A 20,325-nucleotide genomic window follows, 5' to 3' on the forward strand; every position below is an offset into this window, starting at 1 on the left:
GAGCACAGAGTGTCCGTCACATCACCCTGAGTGCGCAAGCATGGCGGGGCAGTTGACGATCCGACGCACGTAAACCCGTGGGGGGTTTGTTCCTTGTCCTGCTTGTCCTGCCTGTTTCGCATGTCCGCGACCGCCGTCACGGCGGCCGCACTGGCCGCCGGCCCGGCCCTGCTCGTTGCCGCACCCGTCTACGCCGACGACGCCGGCGGCACGGCCCCGGCCCGTACCGGCTCGGCCGGCGCCTCCGTGCTCCGAGCCGACCTCGACGTCTCCCTGCTCGACAAGACCGTGCAGGTGCCGGTGCTTTCGACGCTCAACGAGGTCCGCGTGCCCGCCGCGGGCCGGGACTCCGGCGCCGCGGACAAGACCGCACTCGACGTCCGGGTCGACGGCCTCGCGGCCGCCGGGGGCGGCGAACACCCGGAAGGACCCCGGGCGGTGAACATCGCGCGCGCCGAAGTCGCCACCGCGGACGCCACCGTGGACGTGTACGGCGCCGAGGCGTCGTCGCACCTCGCCCGCGCCGAGGTGCACGTCCCCGGGTTGCCCGCGCTCCCGCTCATCAAGGTCGAGGAGGTGACGTCGAAGGCCGTCTGCGCGGTGGGGGAGAAGCCGAAGGCGGAGTCCCGCACCCTCGGCTCCGTCACCGTCCTGGGCAAGCGCGTCACGGTCACCGTGGGCGGCGAGCCGACGGTGGTCGCGGTGCCGGGCGTGGGGGAGGTGTCGCTCGGCTTCTCGCAGACGGAGACCACGCGCGCGGCGGCGAGCGCCGCGGCGCTGCGGCTGCGGGTCTCGGTGAACCCGCTGAAGCTGAACGTCGCCGAGGTGGAGGGCGAGGTGACGCTGGTCGAGGCGGCGTGCGAGACGCCTGCCGGTGGCGGTACGGGCCCGGGCGAGGAGCCCGGCGACCGCCCCCAGGGCGACGCCGAGCCGGTCCAGGACGAGCGGCCCGCCGACGCCACCGACCCCGCCCCCGAGCGGCAACTCGCAGAAACGGGCGGCAGCTCGGCGACCCCGTACCTGGTCGGCGGCGCCGCCCTCCTCGTCGGCCTGGGCCTCAGCGGCCTGGTGCTGGCCCGCATCCGGACGCGGGGCTGACACGCGCGAGAGCGGCGCGCGTGCGGCACCGTGTCTGACGGCCGTACCGGTACCGGGGACGTCCCCGGTACCGGTACGGCCGCTACGTCGTCGGCGCCCCGGGCGGCAGGAACGGCAGGTCGCCCGGCGCGCCCGCCTCGATCAGGCGCAGCAGGGCCTTGGTGTCCGCGTGCTCCTCGATCAGGTCGCCCAGCTTCTCCAACTGCTCCTCCCGCAGCGCCGCGAAGGACGTGTCCGGCGCCGGTACGAACGCCCGGCCCGCGTCCGCCGCCACCTGCCGCAGGAACGCCCGCCGGAAGCCGTCGTTCTCCAGGGCCCCGTGCCAGTGCGTCCCCCACACTTGGCCCACCCGGCACCCGGCGAGGAACGGCTCCCCGCCCCGTACGTCCGCCACGCCGTGGTGGATCTCGTATCCCGCCACCGGCTCGCCCAGCGCCGTGCCCGCGGGCCGGCCCAGCGTCTTGCGCGCCGCGAACTCCACCCGTACCGGCAGCAGTCCCAGCCCGGCCACCGACTGCGCGGGCCGCGCCTCCACGCCCGCCGCGTCGCCGATCCGCTCCGCCAGCATCTGGAACCCGCCGCAGATGCCCAGCACCGGCCGCCCCTGCGCCGCCCGGCGCGCCACCGCCGCGTCCAGGCCCCGCTCCCGCAGCCACGCCAGCGCCCGTATCGTGCCCCGCGTCCCCGGCAGCACCACCAGGTCCGCCTCCGCCAGCTCCTCCGGCCGGTCGGTGAACTGCACGGCGACGCCCGGCTCCGCGGCCAGCGCGTCCACGTCGGTGAAGTTCGACATCAGCGGCACCGGCACCACCGCGACCCGCAGCGCCTCCCGCCCGTGCGGCGGCTCCGCGGGCAGCTCGCGGATGAGGCCGCGCAGGGACAGCCGCAGCCCGTCCTCCTCGTCGATGCCCAGCCCGTGCCGGAACGGCAGCACCCCCAGGGTCTGCCGCCCGGTCAGCCCGCGCAGCATCGACAACCCCGGCTCCAGCAGGGAGACGTCACCGCGGAACTTGTTGACCAGATAGCCCGCGACCAGGCCCTGGTCCGCCGCGCTCAGCAGCGCGGTGGTGCCGAAGAAGGACGCGAAGACCCCGCCCCTGTCGATGTCCCCGACGACCACGACGGGCAGCCGCGCCGCCCGCGCCAGCCCCATGTTGACGATGTCGCTGTGGCGCAGGTTGATCTCCGCCGGGCTGCCCGCGCCCTCGCAGATCACCACGTCGTACGCGCGCCGCAGCTCCTCCAGGCAGTCCGTGACCGTGTCGAACAGCGCCCGCTGCCGCTCCCCGTGGTAGCCCGCCGCGCTCAGCTCCGCCACCGGCCGGCCCAGCACCACCACCTGGCTCTGCGCCTCGCCGCCGGGCTTCAGCAGCACCGGGTTCATCAGCGCGGTGGGCTCGGTGCGGGCGGCCGCCGCCTGCATGGCCTGGGCCCGCCCGATCTCGGCGCCCTCGCGGGTCACGTACGAGTTGAGCGACATGTTCTGCGCCTTGAACGGCGCGACGGAGACGCCGCGCCGGGCCAGCCACCGGCAGATGCCGGCGGTGACCACGCTCTTGCCCGCGTCCGACGTGGTGCCGGCGACCAGCAGGCCGCCGGCACGCGCCGTCACTTGACGATCAGATAGATCCCGTAGGCCACGGCTGCTGCACACAGCGTGAAGCATACGTAGGCACCCGCCCTGGCCAGGGCGGAGGGTGCCGTCTCGGTCGCCGCGGCGCCCTCGGGTCCTTCCGGCTCCGTCTTCGGGGAGAGGCCGACGATGCCCACCGTGAAGAGGCCCACGAGCGCGACCGTCATGACGAGGCTGACGCCGAAGACCTCGCCGAGTGCTGCCCAGTCGATGTCCATGCTGCTTCCTTGGTCTCAGTCGGGATCGGCCGTCAGACCGTGGCCTGGGAGGCGGGGCCGGACGCGGTCCGCGGCGCGGGTATGCTCACCGGCTCCACGGCACCGTCCGCGCCGTCGCCGGCGGTGACGGGCTCTCCGGTCACCGGGTCCACGTCGTTGACGTTGGAGTGGTCGACCCGGTCGCGGCGCGAGGCCGCCCAGATGGTCGCGCAGGCGGCGACGCCCAGGATGGCGACAGTCACCACGCCCCAGTCGCCCCGGTCCGCCAGGAACGCCGCGGCCCCCGCGATCAGCCCCGCGGCCGGCAGGGTCAGCCCCCACGCGGCGACCATCCGCCCGGCGGTGCTCCAGCGCACCACGCCGCCCTTCTTGCCCACGCCGGAGCCCATGATCGCGCCGGAGCAGACCTGGGTGGTGGACAGGGCGAAGCCGAGGTGCGAGGAGGCGAGGATCACCGTGGCCGAGCTGGTCTGGGCGGAGAAGCCCTGCGGCGGCTGGATGTCGGTGAGGCCCTTGCCCATGGTGCGGATGATCCGCCAGCCGCCGAGGTACGTGCCGAGCGCGATGGCCAGCGCGGCGGAGACGATGACCCAGGTGGGCGGGTCGGAGTTGGGGGCCAGCGAGCCGCCGGTGATCAGCGCCAGGGTGATGACGCCCATCGTCTTCTGGGCGTCGTTGGTGCCGTGGGCGAGGGAGACCAGCGCGCCGGAGGTGATCTGCCCGGCGCGGTAGCCCCTCGCGGTCTGGTCCGCGGAGCGGCGCTTTGCGAGCCGGTACGTCAGCCGGGTCGCGGCGGCGGCGGCGACGCCCGCGACCAGCGGCGCGGCGATGGCGGGGATGAGGACCTTCATGACGATGGCGTCCATGTGCACGCCGTTCCAGCCGACGGAGACGAGGGTCGCGCCGATCAGGCCGCCGAAGAGGGCGTGCGAGGAGCTGGAGGGCAGCCCGGCGAGCCAGGTCAGCAGGTTCCAGACGATCGCACCCACCAGCCCCGCGAAGATCACTTCGGGCTGGATGCCGGACCCTTCGTCGATGATGCCGCCGGAGATGGTCTTGGCGACTTCCACGGAGAGGAAGGCGCCGATGAGGTTGAGGACTGCGCTCATCGCCACCGCCGTCTTGGGCTTGAGCGCCCCGGTGGAGATGGTGGTGGCCATGGCGTTGGCGGTGTCGTGGAACCCGTTCGTGAAGTCGAACACCAGGGCGGTGACTACGACGACTCCGATGATGAGAGTGAGGTGTTCCATGTACCCAAGCAATCCGCTCGAAGGTCGGGGGCCGTGAGGAACGTAAGTACTCCGAGTGAACACAAGGTGAACTGGGCCGGACGCGACGGTGACGAGGGCGAATGGGTGTCGCAATGTCCCCGGCCAAACGCTTCATGCGCAGGTCATAGGGAGGATACAGATGCGTCACGCGTGGCGTGAGCTGCTGGCGACGGCCCGGCGGATGTACTCCGAAGGGCTGGTCGTCGGAACCTCGGGCAACGTCTCCGCGCGGATGGGCGACCATGTGCTCATCACCCCGACCGGCGTTCCCTACGAGGAGTTGGGCGACGACGACCTCGTCGCCGTCGACCTGCGGGGGCGGCAGACGCACGGCTCGCTCAAGCCGACGAGCGAGCTGCCCATGCACCTGGCGGTCTACGAGAACACCGACGCGAGCGCCGTCGTGCACACCCACGCCGTGCACGCGACCGCCGTCTCCACGCTCGTGCGGGAACTGCCCACCGTCCACTACGCCACCGCGGCCCTCGGCGGCCCGGTGCGCGTCGCCCCGTACGCGCTCTACGGGACGCCCGAGCTGGCCGCGGGCATGCTGACGGCGCTCGCCGGACGGTCCGCGTGCCTGCTGCAGAACCACGGCACCGTCGCGTACGGCGCCGGTCTCGCGCAGGCGTACGACAGGACCGCGCAGCTCGAATGGATGTGCCGGGTGTGGCTGGCCGCGCGCTCGGTGCCGGGGCTGAGCCCGTCGCTGCTGTCGGCGGAAGAGCTCGGGGAGGTGGCGGAGAAGCTGAAGGGCTACGGCCAGGGGTGAGCCGGTGCCCGTGACCCGGGCGGGTGTGCGCACTGGCAGGGTCCTGGCCGTACGCGGACAATGGCTGAGATGCGCATCAAACCGGCCGCCGCGGCCCTGACCAGCCTCCTCGCCGCCGGAGTCGGCGCCGGTGCCGCCGCCGTGGCCGCCGGGCGGTACGGCTCCCGCGCCGCCCTGCGGCCCGCCCCAGCGGGACCCGTCGGCTTCCAGGGACCCCGGCTGCGGGTGATCGCCGAGGCCGGCGGGCAGGTCACCCTCGGGCCCGGCTCGCCGCCCGCCCTGCGCCCCGAGACGTACGGGCTGACGGGCCGGGACGTGCACGCCGTCGTCGGCCCCCTGGTGCGCGCCGAGTCGTGGCCGGGCGGCCGGCTCGTGCGCCGGCTGGAGCGCGTCACGTACGGCAGCCTGGACGCGGGCACCCGGGTGCGGCTGACGCCGAAGGTGTACGTGGGCACGCCGCGCTCGGCGCTGGGCATCGCGTACCAGGAGGTCACCGTCGCGGGCCCGCTGGGCGCGCTGCCCGCGTGGTACGTGCCGGGCACCCGCGGCACCTGGGTCATCGCCGCCCACGGCCTCGGCGACACCCGCGAACAGGCCCTGACCGCCCTGCCGTTCCTGCACGAGCTGGGCCTGCCGGTCCTCGCCCCCGCCTTCCGCGGCGACCCCGGCGCCCCGCCCGTCCCCGGCGGCCGCGGTGCGCTCGGCCGCGCCGAGTGGCCCGACCTCGACGCGGCGCTCCACTGGGCGGTGCGGCACGGCGCGCGGCGCGCGGTGCTGTACGGCTGGTCGACCGGCGCCACCATGGCGCTGCGCACGGCCGCGGAGTCCGCGGCGGCCTATGGCATCGCGGGGCTGGTGCTGGACTCGCCGGTGCTCGACTGGCGCGCCGCGGTACGGGCCCTCTCCGGCCGCTCCGGCGCCCCCGGGCGGCTACCGCTCCCCGGCCGGCTGCGCGGTCTCGCGGTGCTGGCGGCCGGGGAGTACCCGGAGCTGGACACCGCGCTCGCCGTACCGGAGGCGCCGACGCTGGTGCTCCAGGGCCAGGCCGACGACATCGCCCCACTCGCGGCGGCGCGGGCGTTCGCTGCCCGCGGCGGCGACAAGATGCTGCTCCGCGAGGTCCCCGACGGCGGGCACGCGACGCTGTGGAACGCCACCCCGGCCGCGTACGAGGAGACCGTGCGCCGCTTCCTGACCCCCCTGCTCTAGGCCCTTTCCGCCAAATCCCCCCTGCGCGGGCCCCCGGTCCGGCAAGATCCAGAAGACAGCCCCCGGCCCCGTTTCCGGCCCGCCGTCGAGCCCGCCGCGGCCCGCCCGACGGCCCCTCGCCAACCCCGGATTGGGCTTTCGCCGCCCCACCCGCGAGACTTGGTGCGTGATGGCGCACAGTTCGCACCACCCGCCGCTCCGCCTCGTCCCCAGGCAGCCCCGTCGCGAGATGGCCGCCGCAGCCCGCCGGGCCGTCGTCGACCGGGCCCTTCGCCCGGCGCCGCGGCCCCCGGAGGGCATCGCCGCGCCCCGGGTGCTCGCCGGCCACGCCCGCGCCCTCCTCGCCGAGGCGGTGCGGGTCGCCCGGTGGGCGGAGGGGAGGCCACGGCCCTGGACGGAGGCGCCGCAGGCCGAGTGGGACCGGGCCAGGCTCGCGGGGCTGGTCGAGGTGCAGGGCGCGTACGCCCGCCCCGCCTGGCGGCTGCGGGCCTGGGACCGCGACGAGCGCGCGGTGCTCCGCGGCTGGGTCGCGCTCTTCGACGCCTGGTCGCTGGCGCACCCCGTGCCCGAGCCGCTGGCCGTCGACTCGGTCGCCCTCGGCGACGCCATCGAGGCCATGCCGCAGATGCTCGCCCTGCTCCACCTCACCGGCGGCCCCGTCCGCGTACCCGTCCTGCTGGACCTCCTCGGCCAGCGCGTCGCCGAACTGCGCACCGAGCGCTGCGAGGTCGCGTACGGCAGCGAGGGCACCCCCGTGCCGGGCCAGGCCGCTGAGCCGGCGGCGGCGGAGGAGGTCCCGGACGCGGAGCTGCCGGCGCTGCTGTCCGGGCTGCTGGACTGGGCGCTGGAGGCGTTCGCCTCGGTGGGGGCGCTGACCCGGGAGGGCCCGGAGGTGTCGCTGACGCCGCTGGGCCACTGGGCCGTGTGGATGAAGATCGAGCAGATCTGTATCGCCGCCCAGGGCCCCGAGGGGCACATCGAGAAGCCCGCCGAGGCGATGCTGCGCAGTTGCGCGGGGCTGACGCCGGGCCCGGCCCGCGCCGAGTACCGCGCGTGGCTGGCGGCGCGGCCCTCCGGCAGCGCGGTCGCGGAACTGCTGGAGGTGGCGCGGGGCGACGACGCGCTGCTGCGCGGGCTGGCGTTCGAGGCGCTGCGCGCGGTCGGCGCGGCGGCGGAGAGCGCGGTGCGCGAGGCGTGCGACGAGCCGATGCTGCGTCCTTACGCGCTGCAGTGGCTGGCCGAGCAGGAGGGCGGCGACGCGGACGAGGCGCTGGGCGCGCTGACCCGGGAGGAGGCGACCTGGCTGTGGGTCGACACCGCCGCCGCGGTCGCCGACCACGGCGAGGGCAGCCTGCTGGTGCGGCACCTGGAGTCGGCGGTGCAGGGCAGCGTGCCCGCGCTGCTGGCGGAGGTGGGCGGCGCGGGCCATCCCCGTACGGTCCAGGTGCTGGTGGCGCTGGCCGCCGCGCACCCCGACCCGGCGGTGGCCAAGGCCGTGCGCCGGGCGGCCTTCCGGGTGCACACCGGCGGGGGGTGAGCGGGGCGGGGGCGGGTCAGCGGGGGGTGGGCGCGTACGTGCCGAAGCTCCAGACGTTGCCCTCGTGGTCGCGCGCCATGTAGTCCCGCGCCCCGTAGTCCTGGTCGGTGGGCGGCATCAGGATCTCCACGCCGTGCTCCACGGCCTGCCGGTGGTGCGCGTCGGGGTCGTCCACCACGACGTACACCCCGCTGGGGCCGCCGGCGCCCACCGCCCTGTCGAACTCGCTGCCGGTGCCCTTCGAGCCCAGCATCACCATCCCGTTCCCCTGGGCCAGCTCCGCGTGCACCACCCTGCCGTCCTCGCCCTCGAAGACCGCGACCTCCCGGAAGCCCAGCCCTTCGGTCAGCAGCCGGACGGCGGCCTTGGCGTCGTCGTACAGCAGGGTGGGGTAGACGGTCGGGGCGTCGTGGCTGCCGGGCATGCGGATCACGTCCTCTCGAAGCCTGTACGGGCAGTCTGGCACCGGCCACCGACACCGGCAGCCGGGCCGCGCTCCAGGGGGCCGCCCGCCGGGATCCGGCGGGTTAATCGGGTTGCGGGCCCCGATACACTTGCCGCATGGCAACTCTCCACGTGCATGAGTAGCGGCGTAGCTCCGTAACCCCCGTCCTTGCCGTCTTCCGCCCTGCCCTGGAGAACTTCCGTGATCACCGCCACCGGCCTGGAGCTGCGCGCCGGCGCCCGCGTCCTCATCGAATCCGCCACCTTCCGCATCGCCAGGGGCGACCGCATCGGCCTCGTCGGGCGCAACGGCGCCGGCAAGACCACCCTCACCAAGGTGCTGGCCGGCGAGGGCCAGCCCGCCGCCGGCACCGTCACCCGCGGCAGCACCGTCGGCTACCTGCCGCAGGACCCGCGCACCGGCGACCTCGACGTGCTCGCCCGCGACCGCATCCTGGCGGCCCGCGGGCTGGACGCCGTCATCCGCAAGATGCGCGAGGACGAGCAGCGGATGTCCGGCGGCAAGGGCGCCACCCGTGAGAAGGCCATGCGGCGGTACGAGCGCATGGAGACCGAATTCCTCACCAAGGGCGGGTACGCCGCCGAGGCCGAGGCCGCCACCATCGCCGCGAGCCTCGGGCTGCCCGACCGGGTGCTCGGCCAGCCCCTCCATACGCTCTCCGGCGGCCAGCGCCGCCGCGTGGAACTGGCCAGGATCCTCTTCTCCGACTCCGAGATCCTGCTGCTCGACGAGCCGACGAACCACCTCGACGCCGACTCGGTCGTCTGGCTGCGGGACTACCTGAAGACGTACCACGGCGGCTTCGTCGTCATCTCCCACGACGAACAACTCGTCGAGACCGTCGTCAACAAGGTCTTCTACCTCGACGCCAACCGGGCCCGCATCGACGCGTACAACATGGGCTGGAAGCTCTACCTCGCGCAGCGCGAGGCGGACGAGAAGCGCCGCCGCCGCGAGCGCGCCAACGCGGAGAAGAAGGCCGCCGCCCTCAACGCCCAGGCCGACAAGATGCGGGCCAAGGCGACCAAGGCCACCGCCGCGCAGAACATGGCCCGCCGCGCCGAGCGGCTGCTCTCCGGGCTCGACGAGCAGCGGCAGGCCGACAAGGTCGCGCGGCTGCGGTTCCCCGACCCGGCCCCGTGCGGCAAGACGCCGCTGACCGCCGAGGGCCTGTCCAAGTCGTACGGGTCGCTGGAGGTCTTCACCGACGTCGACCTCGCCGTCGACAAGGGCTCCCGCGTCGTCATCCTCGGCCTCAACGGCGCCGGGAAGACCACGCTGCTGCGGCTGCTGGCCGGCGTCGAGAAGCCCGACACCGGCGGCGTCACCCCCGGCCACGGCCTCAAGCTGGGCTACTACGCGCAGGAGCACGAGACCCTCGACCCGGACCGCTCGGTGCTGGAGAACATGGCCTCGGCCGCGCCCGACATGGACGCCGTCGAGATGCGCAAGGTGCTCGGCTCGTTCCTCTTCTCCGGCGACGACGTCGAAAAGCCCGCCCGCGTGCTCTCCGGCGGCGAGAAGACCCGGCTCGCGCTGGCGACCCTCGTCGTCTCCTCCGCGAACGTGCTGCTGCTCGACGAGCCGACCAACAACCTCGACCCGGCCAGCCGTGAGGAGATCCTCGGCGCGCTGCGCACCTTCACCGGCGCCGTCGTCCTCGTCACCCACGACGAGGGCGCGGTGGACGCGCTGGAGCCGGAGCGCATCATCCTGCTGCCGGACGGCGTCGAGGACCTGTGGAACGCGGACTACGCAGACCTGGTAGCGCTTGCTTGATCACCCCCGTCTGGATCATTCGGCTCATGGGTGATCCATCATCTGAGTGAGTGGTGCTCGTACCGCGGCGTGGCGCCTGGTCACCGGGCGTGCGGTGCCGGCTACGCGCGCCGTCGCCCCCGCCCCGCCCCGGCACCGCCCCCTGACCTGCCTAATCGTTCCGTGCCGCGGTCCCCGCCGGTCCGCGGACCGGCTCGGAACGCCGGGTTCCGACACTCCTCGCGAGGAACTCGGGAGAAAACCTCGTGCCGCGGACCTTGCCGAACGGGTGGCCAGGAGGCCGTAAAGGGGTGATCATGAGAGTCCAGAGCGCACTTCCGTACGAGGAGGCACGGGTGGCCGAGACTCTGAAGAAGGGCAGCCGGGTTACCGGCGCCGCGCGCGAAAAGCTCGCGGCTGACCTGAAGAAGAAGTACGACTCCGGTGCGAGTATCCGGGCGCTGGCCGAAGAAACCGGTCGCTCCTATGGATTCGTGCACCGGATGCTCAGCGAATCCGGCGTGACCCTGCGCGGTCGCGGCGGCGCGACGCGAGGCAAGAAAGCGTCGTCCTGACGGGACCGCCCGCGGCCGCCCCGAGGGGCGCCCCGGACCCCGCACAGGCACCCGGCCGGTCCGCCGGACCGGCCGGGTGGTTACTGTTCGGTATATGACAGAGCTGCTGCACAGAGACGGCGTACGGCTCGCCCTGGACGGCGAGGACGGCACGCTGGCCACGGTGACCCTCGACCACCCCGCCCGGCGCAACGCGCAGTCGCCCGCCCTGTGGCGGGCGCTCGCCGCCGCGGGGCGTGAACTCCCCGGCAGCGTCCGCGTGGTGGTGCTGCGCGCCGAGGGCAAATCCTTCTCCGCCGGACTCGACCGCCAGGCATTCACCCCCGAAGGCTTTGCGGACGAGCCGTCATTCCTTGAGCTCGCCGGCTATTCCGACGGCGACCTCGACGCGGTCATCGCCGAATACCAGGAGGCGTTCACCTGGTGGCGGCGGAATGACATCGTTTCCCTCGCGGCGGTGCAGGGACATGCGATTGGCGCGGGTTTTCAGCTTGCCCTCGCCTGCGACCTCCGGGTGTGCGCGGACGACGCGCAGTTCGCGATGCGGGAGACGTCGCTCGGGTTGGTGCCCGATCTCACCGGGACCGGCCCGCTGGTGCAACTCGTGGGATATGCACGGGCGTTGGAGATGTGCGTCACGGGGCGTTTCGTGCACGCGGCGGAGGCCGAGCGGGTGGGCCTGGCGAACCTCGTGGTCCCGGCGGCGGAGTTGGGCGCCGCGACCGCCGACCTGGCGGCGGCGCTGCTGGCGGCGCCGCGGGACGCGGTGATCGAGACGAAGGCGCTGCTGCGGGAGGCCGCGGGCCGGACGTACGAGGACCAGCGCGCGGCGGAACGCGCTGCGCAGGCCCGCAGGCTGCGGGACCTGGCGGGGGCGGGGGAGTAGGAGGCCGGTGCGGGCGGACCGGGCTGGGCTCGGGTGCCGCGGTGGTACGGGGCGCGAGCACGGACGCCGGGCGGTTACCGGATGTCGGTGACGAGGACCGTGACGGTCGCGGCGCCGGTCCCGGCGCGTACGGCGAGGGCCACGTCGAGCGCGCGGTGCGCGGAGTCGAGGACGACGCGTACCTCGGCGTGCTCGCCGTCCGGGAGGACGTCGCAGTCGAGCACCCCCGGCACGTCCGGTGCGCCGTTGCCGGAACGGGCGGTCTCCCGGGCCGCGGGCGGGGGCGGGTCCGGCGGGCCGCCGGGGGCGGGCTGTGCGGCGGTCTGCGGGCTTTCCAGCAGTCCTGCCACGTGCACGTCCACCGCCGCCACGCGCAGACCCAGGCGCTCCTCCGCGCCCCGCAGCAGGGCCTCCCGCAGGGCCGCCGCGGTGGCCGTCACCGGCCGGTCCACGGTGGCGTCGCACCGCGCCGAGATCCGCAACTCCCCGTACGGCAGCGCGCTCACGGGCGCGGGTCCGGCCGCGGCGGCCCCGCCGGGGGCACGGGGCCCGAGGTAGTGCACCTCGCCCCCGGCGCCGCCCGCGTCGCGCACCGCCTCCCGGCCCGCGGGCCGGGCGGCGCCCCCGCGCGGATCACCACCCGCGGCGCCCGTACCCATGGCGTCGCGCACCGACCCCGTGCCGCCCCGGGCATCCGCCCGCCCGTGGAGAGCCTCCTCATCGCCAGGGTCCGCCAGCCCCACCCGAAGCCCCGTCACCCGCGCCTCGCGCACCCCCGCCGCCGCGCGGCGCAGCACGCCGGCCGCCGCGCGCTCGGCGATCCACGTGCCGTCCGCGGCGCCGCCCAGGGGCAGCAGCCTCCCGAGCCCCACCTGCTCGCGCACCGCCTGTTCCCAGCTCCCCGCCGTCATACACCCCATCCTCCCCGACTCGGACCCCGTCCCCGGCCACCCACGCGGCGGCACCCGCCGCCTGCTCCGCGGTTCCCCCTCCTACGCCCCTGTGCCCTCCGCTCACCGCGCCCTGCCACCCGTTCACGGACCTGCGTGGGCCGGGTGTCGCATTCCCCTGGCCCGGCCCGGGCAGGGGACGGATAGTGGGGGGCGAAAACGAGCGCACGCCACGTTCGTCAGAAAGGATGGAGACGGTGAGCAGCGAGTCGACGGTCAGCGAGGTTCCGCGGGAGCCGGCGGCGGCCCCGCCGAAGGTGCTGGGCACGCGGCGCGGCACCGGCGATCCGGCGACGCGGGGGCGGACGACGATCGCCGACGGCGTGGTCGAGAAGATCGCGGGCCTCGCTGCGCGCGACGTCGTCGGCGTGCACGCCATGGGCAGCGGCCTCGCCCGTGCCGCGGGCGCCGTACGGGACCGTGCGCCCGGCTCCACCCGGTCGGTGACCGGGGTGCGGGCCGAGGTCGGCGAGGTGCAGACGGCGCTCGACCTGGAGATCGTCGTCGACTACGGCGTCTCCATCACCGAACTCGCCCGTGCGGTACGGGAGAATGTCATCTCGGCCGTCGAGCGGATGACCGGCCTCGAAGTGGTCGAGGTCAACATCGCGGTGACCGACGTGAAGCTGCCCGACGACGAGGAAGAGGAAGCCGAGCAGCCGCGGCTGCAGTGACGGCGGGGCGGTGGGCCCGCCTCGGGGAGCTTGGGGAAGGTGCGTGCGATGAGCATGGCAGTGGTCGGCCTGATCGCCGGCATGGCGCTGGGCTTCGCCGGCTACTTCGGCGGATTCGGTGCCTTCCTGCTGGTGGCGGCGCTCGGCGCGATCGGCTTCGTCGTCGGCCGGGTGCTGGACGGCGATCTGGAGCCGGGCGACTTCTTCCGCAGGCCGGGCGAGCGCGACGACCGGCGGCGGTGACGGGTGACGTCCGTGGCGAGCGAACACGCGGAAGAACACGCAGAAGGGCACGTGGCAGAAGCGGCACCCGCCGAGGACGCCGGAGGCGGCGAGCCCGCCGTGCCGGCGGGGGAGCGGGGCGCGACCCGGATCGAGGACCGCGTCATCGCGAAGATCGCCTCCCAGGCGGCCCGCGAGGCGCTCCTCGGCGCGCCCGGCACCGACGCCGCGCACGCCGCCGTCGTCGTACGCGGCGACACCGCCCGCGTCCGCGTCGGCGTCCACCTGGGGTTCCCGTCCGACCTGGGCGCCCAGTGCTGCGCCGTGAGTCGGGCGGTCACCGAGCGGGTAAGGGCTCTGGTCGGGCTGGAGGTCCCGGAGGTGGCCGTGGAGGTCGAGCGGCTGCACGCCACGGAGCGGCCGAACGCGCCGCGGGGGAGGGTGCGATGAGCGGCAATGACACGAAGTCCTGGCCGGACGCCGGCTCGGCCGGTACGGCGGCCGAGCCGCGGCCGGACGAGTGGCGGCAGAGCACGTCGGCCTCCGGGTACGCGGCCGGGCCGGACGGCGGGAGCGCCGACGCGGCGGCCCGCTTCTGGTCCGTACGCCGCGTGCCCGCCGCGCTCACCGCCGCCGCGGCCACCGTGGGCATCGGGCTGCTCCTCTACGACGTCGTCGCCGTACGCGCGGAGCGCCCCGCGATGCGCTGGCGCCGCCGCGTCGCCGACGAACTGGCCGCCCGCCCGCTCGACGACGCCTGGGTGCTCGCCGCCGCCGCCCTGGCCGTGCTGCTCGGCGCCTGGCTCCTGCTGCTGGCCGTCACGCCGGGGCTGCGCGGCGTGCTGCCGATGCGGCACTCGGCGCCGGACCTGCGGGCCGGGCTGGACCGGCGGGCGGCGTCCGTCGTGCTGCGCGACCGGGCGATGCAGATCTCCGGCGTGCGGTCGGTACGGGTCTCGGTGGGCCGCCGCCTCGTCAGCGCCCGCGCCGAGTCGCACTTCCGCGAGCTGGACGACGTACGCGCCGACCTCGCCGCGGTCCTCGGCGACGGCATCCGCGAACTCGGCCTCGCCCGCAGGCCCGAGCTGTCCGTCCACGTACGCCGGCCGCCGGTGAAGGGGTGAGCGCGATGCTGCGCGTGGTCAACCGGATCCTGCTCGCCGTCACCGGCCTCCTCGTCGCCGGGGCCGGGATCGCCGTGCTCTTCGCCGGGCTCGACCTGCCGCGGCCCGGCTTCGCGCCGTACGCCGGTGGCTCCGACGACGTGCTGCTGAGCCGGGCCACCCGGCTGCGGTGGCGGGACGACGGCTGGTGGTGGCCGACGGTGATCGGCGGGCTGTCGCTGCTGCTGCTCTGCAGCGGCTGGTGGCTCGTCGCCCAGTTGCGCCGGGCCCGCCTCGGCGAGGTCGTCGTCGACACGGGCGGCGCACTCGCGCCCGCCGCGCCGGGCGCCTCCGGTACCGAGCGCGCCCAGGAGGGCGACTGGGCTTCCGCGACGGACCCGGACCCCGACGGCACGGAGTCCGGGGGCCCCGCCACGCTCACGCTGCCGGCCGCCCCGCAGGCCCTGCTGCGCGGCTCGGCACTGGAGGAGGTGCTGGCGGAGGAGGCCGGTGCGCTGGAGGGCGTGGAACGGGCGCGGGTGACCCTCACGGGCCGGCGTACGGCGCCGCGCGCCAGCTTCGGTGTGCTGCTGGGCCCCGGCGCGCATCCCGCGGCGGCGGTGGACCACATCGAGGAGCGGGCGCTCGCCCCGGCCCGCGCGTCGGTGGGCCTGGCGCGGCTGCCCGCGGAGATCAGGTTCCGCCCGGCCAAGCACCGCCCGGAGCGCGTCTCGTGACGGCGGGGACGGGCGCGGGCCGTAGCTCCTGACCGTGCCGGACGGCCGCGGCCGGCGCGCGGCGCGCCCGGCCCGTACCGGCGGTACGGCTCCTAGAGGGCGCACGCGCGACCGGCCCCGGGGCTCCGCGCCCGTCCCGCTCGCGGATAACCGGGGTAAGCGGCCGGCGTCCGGGCCCGCCCATGCTCTCCGTCCGGCCACCGCGCTCAGATGCTCCGCCGCATGCCGCCGTCGATCGGCAGCATGATCCCGGTCAGGTACGACGCCGCGGGCGACAGCAGGAACGCCGCCGTCCGGCCGAACTCCTCCGGGGTGCCGTAGCGGCCCAGCGGGATCTTCGCCTCCATCCGGGCCCGTGCCGCCTCCGCGTCGCCGGACAGCGCGTCCAGCTCGCGGGCCCGGTCGGTGTCGATCCGGGCCGGCAGCAGCCCCACGACCCGCACGCCGCGCGGCCCGAGGTCGTCGGCGAGCGACTTGGCGTACCCGGCGAGCCCCGGGCGCAGCCCGTTGGAGATGGTGAGCCCGGGAATCGGCTCGTGGACGGAGCCGGAGAGCACGAAGCCGATGACCCCGCCCTCCTCCAGCTCGCCCGCGGCCGTCCTGGCCATCCGCATCGCGCCGAGGAAGACGGAGCCGAACGCCGTCTCCCACTCGGCGTCGGTGTTGGCGGTGGCGTTGCCCGCCGGCGGGCCGCCGACGCTGATGAGCACGCCGTCGAAGCGGCCGAAGTGCTCCCGGGCGGCGGAGATGAGGCGGTCCGGGGTGCCGGGTTCCGCGTTGTCGGCGGCGACGCCGACGGCCGACTCGCCGAGCGCGGCGGCGGCGCTCGCCACGCGGTCCTTGTCGCGGCCGCTGAGCACCACCTTCGCGCCCTCGGCGAGCAGTTGCCCGGCGACGGCGAGACCGAGGCCGCGCGAGCCCCCGGTCACGACGTAGGCGCGGTCGTTGAGTCCAAGATCCATGGGGGTCAGTCTGCCGCCATCTGCTCGGCGGGCGCCAGGGATGGGGCGCGGTCGTCGTCCGCGGCCCGCCGCGCCGGGGCGTCCGCGGTCTTCCCGGCCTCGCCGGCGGGGGTCCCGCCGGGCGCTTCCCCGTCCTCCGCGGGCTCGGCCGGTACCGCGTTCTCCTCCCCGGCCGCCTTCGCCGCCGCGGCCTCGCGGTCGCGGCGCTCCCGGCGTACGAGAACCCACCAGCCGAACGGCACCGCCGCCGCGAAGATCCACCACTGGATCGCGTACGCGATGTGCACACCGATGCTGCTGTGGTCCGGCTCGGAGACCGGCTCCGGCTGCTTGCCCGCGGCCTTCGGCGAGGTGCCGACGAGCTCGACGAACCCGCCGAGCACCGGCCCCGGCAGGCCGTCCGCGGCCTCGTCGGCGCTGTTGATGAGCATCACCTGGCGGTCCGGCAGCCCGGCCTTGTCGCGGATGCCGCTGCCCGTCGTCTCGTCGGGGCGCAGCCGGCCGGTGACGGTGACCTCGCCGGCGGGCGGGGGCGGCACCTCGGGGAAGGTGGTGAGATCGGCGCCCGCGGGCACCCAGCCGCGGTTGACGAGGACCGCGGAGCCGTCGGCGAGGCGGAGCGGGGTGACGACGAAGTAGCCCTGCTTGTCGTCGGCGCCGAGCCGCTGCCGTACGACGACCTCGCGCTCCGGCTCGTACGCGCCGGTGGCCGTGACCGTGCGCCAGGTGTCCTCGCGCGGCACCGTGCGGCCCTCGCGCATGAGCCGGTCCACCGGGACCGGCTCGGCCTTGAGGTTGCGGGCGACGAGATCGTTGCGCGCGACCCGGTCCTCGTGGCGGTGGAACTGCCAGAAGCCGAGCTGGATCATCACGGGGATGAGCAGGACGGCCACCAGGGTGACGATCACCCACTGCCGGGACAACAGGAAGCGGTACACCCCTCGACCGTACTCCCCGGTCCGCCGCCGCCCGACGGGACCCCGCTACCCCGCCCCGCCCTCCTCGCCGGGCGGCGCCTCCGCCGGCTCGACGTCCCGCATGAGGTGGAGGAAGGCGGCCTCGTCGATCACCGGGGTGCCGTGCGCCGCGGCCCGCGTCACCTTGCTCGTCGGCGCGCCCGGATCGTTGGTGACCAGCAGGCTCGTGTAGCGCGAGACGCTGCCCGCGACGTGCAGCCCGGCCTCGACGGCCCGGTCCTCCAGCAGGCTGCGGTCCACCGAGGTGTCGCCGGAGAAGGCCACGCGCATGCCCTGCTTGAGCCGGCCGCCGCGCACGTACCGCCCCGGGTTGGGGTACGGGGACGCGGGCAGCCGGCGGTTGGGCCGCCAGGTGCGCCACTGGTACGCGCCGTGCCCGCCCGGCGAGCGGGTGCCGCCGGTGCCCCCGGCGGGCGCCTGCTCCGCCCACTCCGTCAGCGGCTGGCAGGCCAGCAGCGGCAGCCGGGCGCCGGCCTCGGCGGCCTGCCGCAGGCTGGGGCGGAAGATCTCGGCGAGGACGCGGGCGTCGTCCTCGGCGTCGTGGGCCTTGCGCTGGGCGACGCCGAAATGCTCGGCCAGCGACGCCAGCCGGGCGTTGGGCAGCGGGAGCCGCAACTGCCGGGCGAGCGCGATGGTGCACAGCCGCCGGCGCACGGGAGCGGTCAGCCCGGCGCGGGCGTACTCGCGGGCGATCATCATCCAGTCGAAGACCGCGTTGTGCGCGACGAGCACCCGGTCCTCCAGCCGCGCGGTGAACTCCTCGGCGATCTCCGGGAAGAGCGGCGCGTCGGCGAGCATCTCGCGGGTCAGGCCGTGGATCCACACGGGTCCCGGATCGCGCTCCGGGTTCACCAGCGTGTACCAGCTGTCCTCCACCGCGCCGTGGGCGTCGAGGCGGTAGACGGCGGCGGAGACGATGCGGTCGTCGGAGCGCAGCCCGGTGGTCTCGACGTCGACGACGGCGTACGCCTCGGGGTAGTCGGCGGGCCAGCCGTCGGCGGGGGCGGCGGGCGGGGGCAGCGGGAGGGCCGGCTGCGGCGCGGCCGGACCAGCGCCCGGAAGCGGCTGCTGCCGCGCGACTTGACGGGGACTCAGGGGCGTCGCGCGGTCTTCGAGCATGGGTTCAGAGCATAGAGCCTGGCACCGACACGGCGGCGCGCGCGGGGGCCGCCTGAGCACCCGTCAGGGGTCAGTCCGCGGGCCGCCCCGCGACCGGGCCGCGCGGCGTGACCAGGCCCGTCTCGTAGGCGAGCACCACGAGTTGGGCCCGGTCGCGGGCGCCGAGCTTCGTCATCGACCTGCTGACGTGCGTCTTTGCGGTGATCGGGCTGATGTGCAGCCGGGCGGCGATCTCCTCGTTGCTGAGGCCGCCGCCGACGAGGGTGACGACCTCGCGCTCGCGCCGGGTGAGCTCGCGCAGCGCCTCGGCCGTGTCGGGCACGCCGCCCGCGGGGCGGGACACGTACTCCTGGATCAGCTTGCGCGTCAGCGCGGGGGAGAGCAGCGCGTCGCCGCGGGCGGCGACCCGTACGCCGTGCAGCAGGTCCTCCGGCTCCATGTCCTTGACGAGGAACCCGGCCGCCCCGGCGCGCAGCGCGCCCCAGACGTACTCGTCCACGCCGTAGTTGGTGAGGATGACGACGTGCACGCCCGCCAGGTCGGGGTCGGCGGCGATCCTGCGGGTGGCCTCGATGCCGTCGAGCACCGGCATCTGCACGTCGACGAGCGCCACGTCGGGACGGTGCCGGGCGGCGAGCCGGACCCCCTCGGCGCCGTCGGCGGCCTCGCCGACCACCTCGATGTCGTCCTCGGCGTCGAGCAGCGCCCGGAACCCGCCCCGGATGAGGGCCTGGTCGTCGACGAGGAGCACCCGGATCACGGGGCCGCCCCCGCGGGGCCGCCCGCGCGCGGCAGCGGCAGCTCGGCGCGCACCCGGAAGCCGCCCTCCGGCCGCGGCGCGGCGTGCAGCTCGCCCCCGAGCGCGGTGACCCGCTCGCGCATCCCCGTCAGCCCGATGCCCGGCTGCGGCGGTGCCCCGGGGTCGGCGGCGCCGTCGTCGTCGACCTGGACGACGACCTTGTCCGGCGCGTACGAGACGTGCACGCCCACGGCCGCCGCGGGCCCCGCGTGCCGCGCGGCGTTCGTCAGCGACTCCTGCACGATCCGGTACGCCGCCCGGTCCACCTCCGCCGGCAGCACCGGCCGCTCGCCCGCCACCGCCACCGTCGCCGGCACCCCCGAGCCCCTGGCCCGTTCCACCAGCTCGGGCAGCCGTTCGAGGCCGACACCCTCGGCGCCGCCGTCCGCGTTGCGCAGCACGTGCAGCGTGGAGCGCAGCTCGCGCGCGGCGTCGCCGCTGGCCTCCTGGATGGCGAGCAGCGCCGGCGGCGGCTCCTCGCCGCGCTTCTTCGACAGGTGCACGGCCACCCCGGCCTGCACCTTGATCACGGAGATGCTGTGGGTGAGGGTGTCGTGCAGCTCGCGGGCGATACGCAGCCGCTCCTCGTCCGCGCTGCGCTGCGCGTTCTCCGCGGCCCGCTCCTCGGCCTGCGCCAGCATCGCCTCGTGCTGGATGCGCATGGCCGCGCCCATCGCGCACGCCACCACCCAGCCGAAGGTCAGGAACCGCTTCTCCAGCGCCGCGCGCAGCGCCTCGTCGCCGAGCGGGAGCAGCGGCAGCGAGCCGAGGCTGACCACGAGGGAGAGGAGGGCGGTGACCGCGAAGAAGCCGCGGTGCCCGCCGCGGATGGACCGGTAGACGGCGACCAGCATCGGCAGCACCGGGCTGCCGTCGGGGTAGCCGCGGAGCTGGTACGCGACCATGGCCGCCGCCGCGATCACCAGCACCGCGCGCGGGAACCGGTGCCTGGCCACCAGCGCCACGCTGCCGATGAGGCCCAGCACCCAGGCGAGCGCGTCGAAGCCGGTCCGCCCGTCGGGCGCCAGCAGCATCGTGCCGACGCAGCCGAGCGCCACGGCGGCGGCGAAGCCCGCGTCCTTGGCGTACGCGCGGGCATCGCGCGCCGTCTCCCGCCCGTCCTCGATCGCGGTCGCGAGGTAGCGGAACACCGTGTGCTCACTGTTCGCGTCCGTCTGCGCTGCCGCCGTCATGCTCTGCACCGTAGCCAATCGGCGCCGGTCAGGCGTCCTCCGGGAGGCGCAGCGGGCGCTGCTGCGCAGGTTGCAGGCGGTGGGTCCGCTGCACCCCTGACCGCAGCGCGGGAGCCACTCGCCGGACGATGACGGGCGGCGGTCCCGGGGCGGATCGTGGAGCCCG

The 20,325-nt window shown here is 75.4% G+C and carries 22 protein-coding genes; 12 read left to right on the forward strand and 10 right to left on the reverse strand.

Annotation, left to right across the window (positions count from 1 at the left end; translation table 11 throughout):
* Positions 1-120 precede the first annotated feature (120 nt).
* Positions 121-1,098 (forward strand): SCO1860 family LAETG-anchored protein, encoded by a 978-nt coding sequence (locus FB457_RS15915; protein WP_047015064.1) that lies wholly within the window; start codon positions 121-123, stop codon positions 1,096-1,098.
* 82 nt (positions 1,099-1,180) lie between these two features.
* On the opposite strand, the gene FB457_RS15920 is transcribed toward FB457_RS15915, so the two are convergent.
* From FB457_RS15920 to FB457_RS15930, 3 genes are read right to left on the reverse strand one after another with little or no spacing between them, the layout of a single operon-like run.
* Positions 1,181-2,710 carry a cobyric acid synthase gene (locus tag FB457_RS15920; protein ID WP_047015063.1) on the reverse strand — a complete coding sequence of 510 codons (1,530 nt, stop codon included), beginning with the start codon at positions 2,708-2,710 and terminating at the stop codon, positions 1,181-1,183.
* Positions 2,707-2,949, reverse strand: a complete 243-nt coding sequence (locus tag FB457_RS15925; RefSeq protein ID WP_047015062.1) for a hypothetical protein — start codon at positions 2,947-2,949, stop codon at positions 2,707-2,709. The genes FB457_RS15920 and FB457_RS15925 overlap by 4 nt, the downstream gene beginning before the upstream one ends.
* A 32-nt stretch (positions 2,950-2,981) precedes the next feature.
* The gene (locus tag FB457_RS15930; RefSeq protein WP_047015061.1) at positions 2,982-4,199 is read right to left on the reverse strand and encodes an inorganic phosphate transporter; all 1,218 of its coding nucleotides are present in this window, start codon (positions 4,197-4,199) and stop codon (positions 2,982-2,984) included.
* A 160-nt stretch (positions 4,200-4,359) separates the two neighbouring features.
* Between FB457_RS15930 and FB457_RS15935 the strand changes: the two genes are divergently transcribed.
* The 3 genes from FB457_RS15935 to FB457_RS15945 all read left to right on the forward strand — a co-directional run bounded on the left by FB457_RS15935 (position 4,360) and on the right by FB457_RS15945 (position 7,738).
* A complete protein-coding gene (locus FB457_RS15935) occupies positions 4,360-4,992 on the forward strand; it encodes a class II aldolase/adducin family protein (protein ID WP_145782227.1) in 633 nt (210 codons plus the stop codon).
* A 69-nt stretch (positions 4,993-5,061) separates the two neighbouring features.
* Entirely contained in the window at positions 5,062-6,201 is a 1,140-nt protein-coding gene (locus FB457_RS15940) for an alpha/beta hydrolase family protein (RefSeq protein WP_047015059.1), read from the forward strand.
* 229 nt (positions 6,202-6,430) lie between these two features.
* Positions 6,431-7,738: a hypothetical protein gene (locus tag FB457_RS15945; RefSeq protein ID WP_145782228.1), complete on the forward strand. Its 1,308-nt coding sequence runs from the start codon at positions 6,431-6,433 to the stop codon at positions 7,736-7,738.
* A 16-nt stretch (positions 7,739-7,754) separates the two neighbouring features.
* On the opposite strand, the gene FB457_RS15950 is transcribed toward FB457_RS15945, so the two are convergent.
* Positions 7,755-8,162: a VOC family protein gene (locus FB457_RS15950; protein ID WP_047015057.1), complete on the reverse strand. Its 408-nt coding sequence runs from the start codon at positions 8,160-8,162 to the stop codon at positions 7,755-7,757.
* Between the two features lie 222 nt (positions 8,163-8,384).
* Between FB457_RS15950 and FB457_RS15955 the strand changes: the two genes are divergently transcribed.
* The 3 genes from FB457_RS15955 (at position 8,385) to FB457_RS15965 (ending at position 11,423) form a co-directional block, all read left to right on the forward strand.
* Complete coding sequence (locus tag FB457_RS15955) at positions 8,385-9,983, forward strand: ABC-F family ATP-binding cassette domain-containing protein (protein WP_047015056.1); 1,599 nt, start codon at positions 8,385-8,387, stop codon at positions 9,981-9,983.
* 335 nt (positions 9,984-10,318) lie between these two features.
* The gene (locus FB457_RS15960; protein WP_026276177.1) at positions 10,319-10,537 is read left to right on the forward strand and encodes a helix-turn-helix domain-containing protein; all 219 of its coding nucleotides are present in this window, start codon (positions 10,319-10,321) and stop codon (positions 10,535-10,537) included.
* 94 nt (positions 10,538-10,631) lie between these two features.
* Positions 10,632-11,423, forward strand: coding sequence for an enoyl-CoA hydratase/isomerase family protein (locus FB457_RS15965; RefSeq protein ID WP_047015055.1), 792 nt, complete (start codon positions 10,632-10,634; stop codon positions 11,421-11,423).
* A gap of 74 nt (positions 11,424-11,497) precedes the next feature.
* On the opposite strand, the gene FB457_RS15970 is transcribed toward FB457_RS15965, so the two are convergent.
* Positions 11,498-12,334: a hypothetical protein gene (locus tag FB457_RS15970; RefSeq protein ID WP_347615563.1), complete on the reverse strand. Its 837-nt coding sequence runs from the start codon at positions 12,332-12,334 to the stop codon at positions 11,498-11,500.
* 227 nt (positions 12,335-12,561) lie between these two features.
* On the opposite strand from FB457_RS15970, the gene FB457_RS15975 reads away from it, so the two are divergent.
* The 5 genes from FB457_RS15975 to FB457_RS15995 are packed head-to-tail and all read left to right on the forward strand — an operon-like array spanning position 12,562 to position 15,109.
* Positions 12,562-13,047, forward strand: a complete 486-nt coding sequence (locus tag FB457_RS15975) for an Asp23/Gls24 family envelope stress response protein (protein ID WP_047015053.1) — start codon at positions 12,562-12,564, stop codon at positions 13,045-13,047.
* A 48-nt stretch (positions 13,048-13,095) separates the two neighbouring features.
* Positions 13,096-13,290 carry a hypothetical protein gene (locus FB457_RS15980; RefSeq protein WP_018835772.1) on the forward strand — a complete coding sequence of 65 codons (195 nt, stop codon included), beginning with the start codon at positions 13,096-13,098 and terminating at the stop codon, positions 13,288-13,290.
* Between the two features lie 51 nt (positions 13,291-13,341).
* Positions 13,342-13,719 carry an Asp23/Gls24 family envelope stress response protein gene (locus FB457_RS15985; protein ID WP_253911163.1) on the forward strand — a complete coding sequence of 126 codons (378 nt, stop codon included), beginning with the start codon at positions 13,342-13,344 and terminating at the stop codon, positions 13,717-13,719.
* Entirely contained in the window at positions 13,716-14,393 is a 678-nt protein-coding gene (locus FB457_RS15990; RefSeq protein ID WP_486589039.1) for a DUF6286 domain-containing protein, read from the forward strand. The genes FB457_RS15985 and FB457_RS15990 overlap by 4 nt, the downstream gene beginning before the upstream one ends.
* A gap of 5 nt (positions 14,394-14,398) precedes the next feature.
* Positions 14,399-15,109: a hypothetical protein gene (locus tag FB457_RS15995; protein WP_145782231.1), complete on the forward strand. Its 711-nt coding sequence runs from the start codon at positions 14,399-14,401 to the stop codon at positions 15,107-15,109.
* 206 nt (positions 15,110-15,315) lie between these two features.
* Here the strand turns inward: FB457_RS15995 and FB457_RS16000 are convergent, their stop codons facing one another.
* The 5 genes from FB457_RS16000 to FB457_RS16020 form a co-directional block, all read right to left on the reverse strand.
* A complete protein-coding gene (locus FB457_RS16000) occupies positions 15,316-16,071 on the reverse strand; it encodes an SDR family oxidoreductase (protein ID WP_047015050.1) in 756 nt (251 codons plus the stop codon).
* 5 nt (positions 16,072-16,076) lie between these two features.
* Positions 16,077-17,009 (reverse strand): SURF1 family cytochrome oxidase biogenesis protein, encoded by a 933-nt coding sequence (locus FB457_RS16005; protein WP_047015049.1) that lies wholly within the window; start codon positions 17,007-17,009, stop codon positions 16,077-16,079.
* A 45-nt stretch (positions 17,010-17,054) separates the two neighbouring features.
* Positions 17,055-18,167 (reverse strand): DEDDh family exonuclease, encoded by a 1,113-nt coding sequence (locus FB457_RS16010; protein ID WP_047015048.1) that lies wholly within the window; start codon positions 18,165-18,167, stop codon positions 17,055-17,057.
* Between the two features lie 70 nt (positions 18,168-18,237).
* On the reverse strand, positions 18,238-18,927 hold the full coding sequence (locus tag FB457_RS16015) for a response regulator (RefSeq protein ID WP_145782232.1): 690 nt from the start codon (positions 18,925-18,927) through the stop codon (positions 18,238-18,240).
* Entirely contained in the window at positions 18,924-20,159 is a 1,236-nt protein-coding gene (locus FB457_RS16020) for a sensor histidine kinase (protein WP_047015046.1), read from the reverse strand. The genes FB457_RS16015 and FB457_RS16020 overlap by 4 nt, the downstream gene beginning before the upstream one ends.
* Between the last annotated feature and the right edge of the window lie 166 nt (positions 20,160-20,325).

It is taken from the genome of Streptomyces sp. CNZ287 (assembly GCF_007827615.1).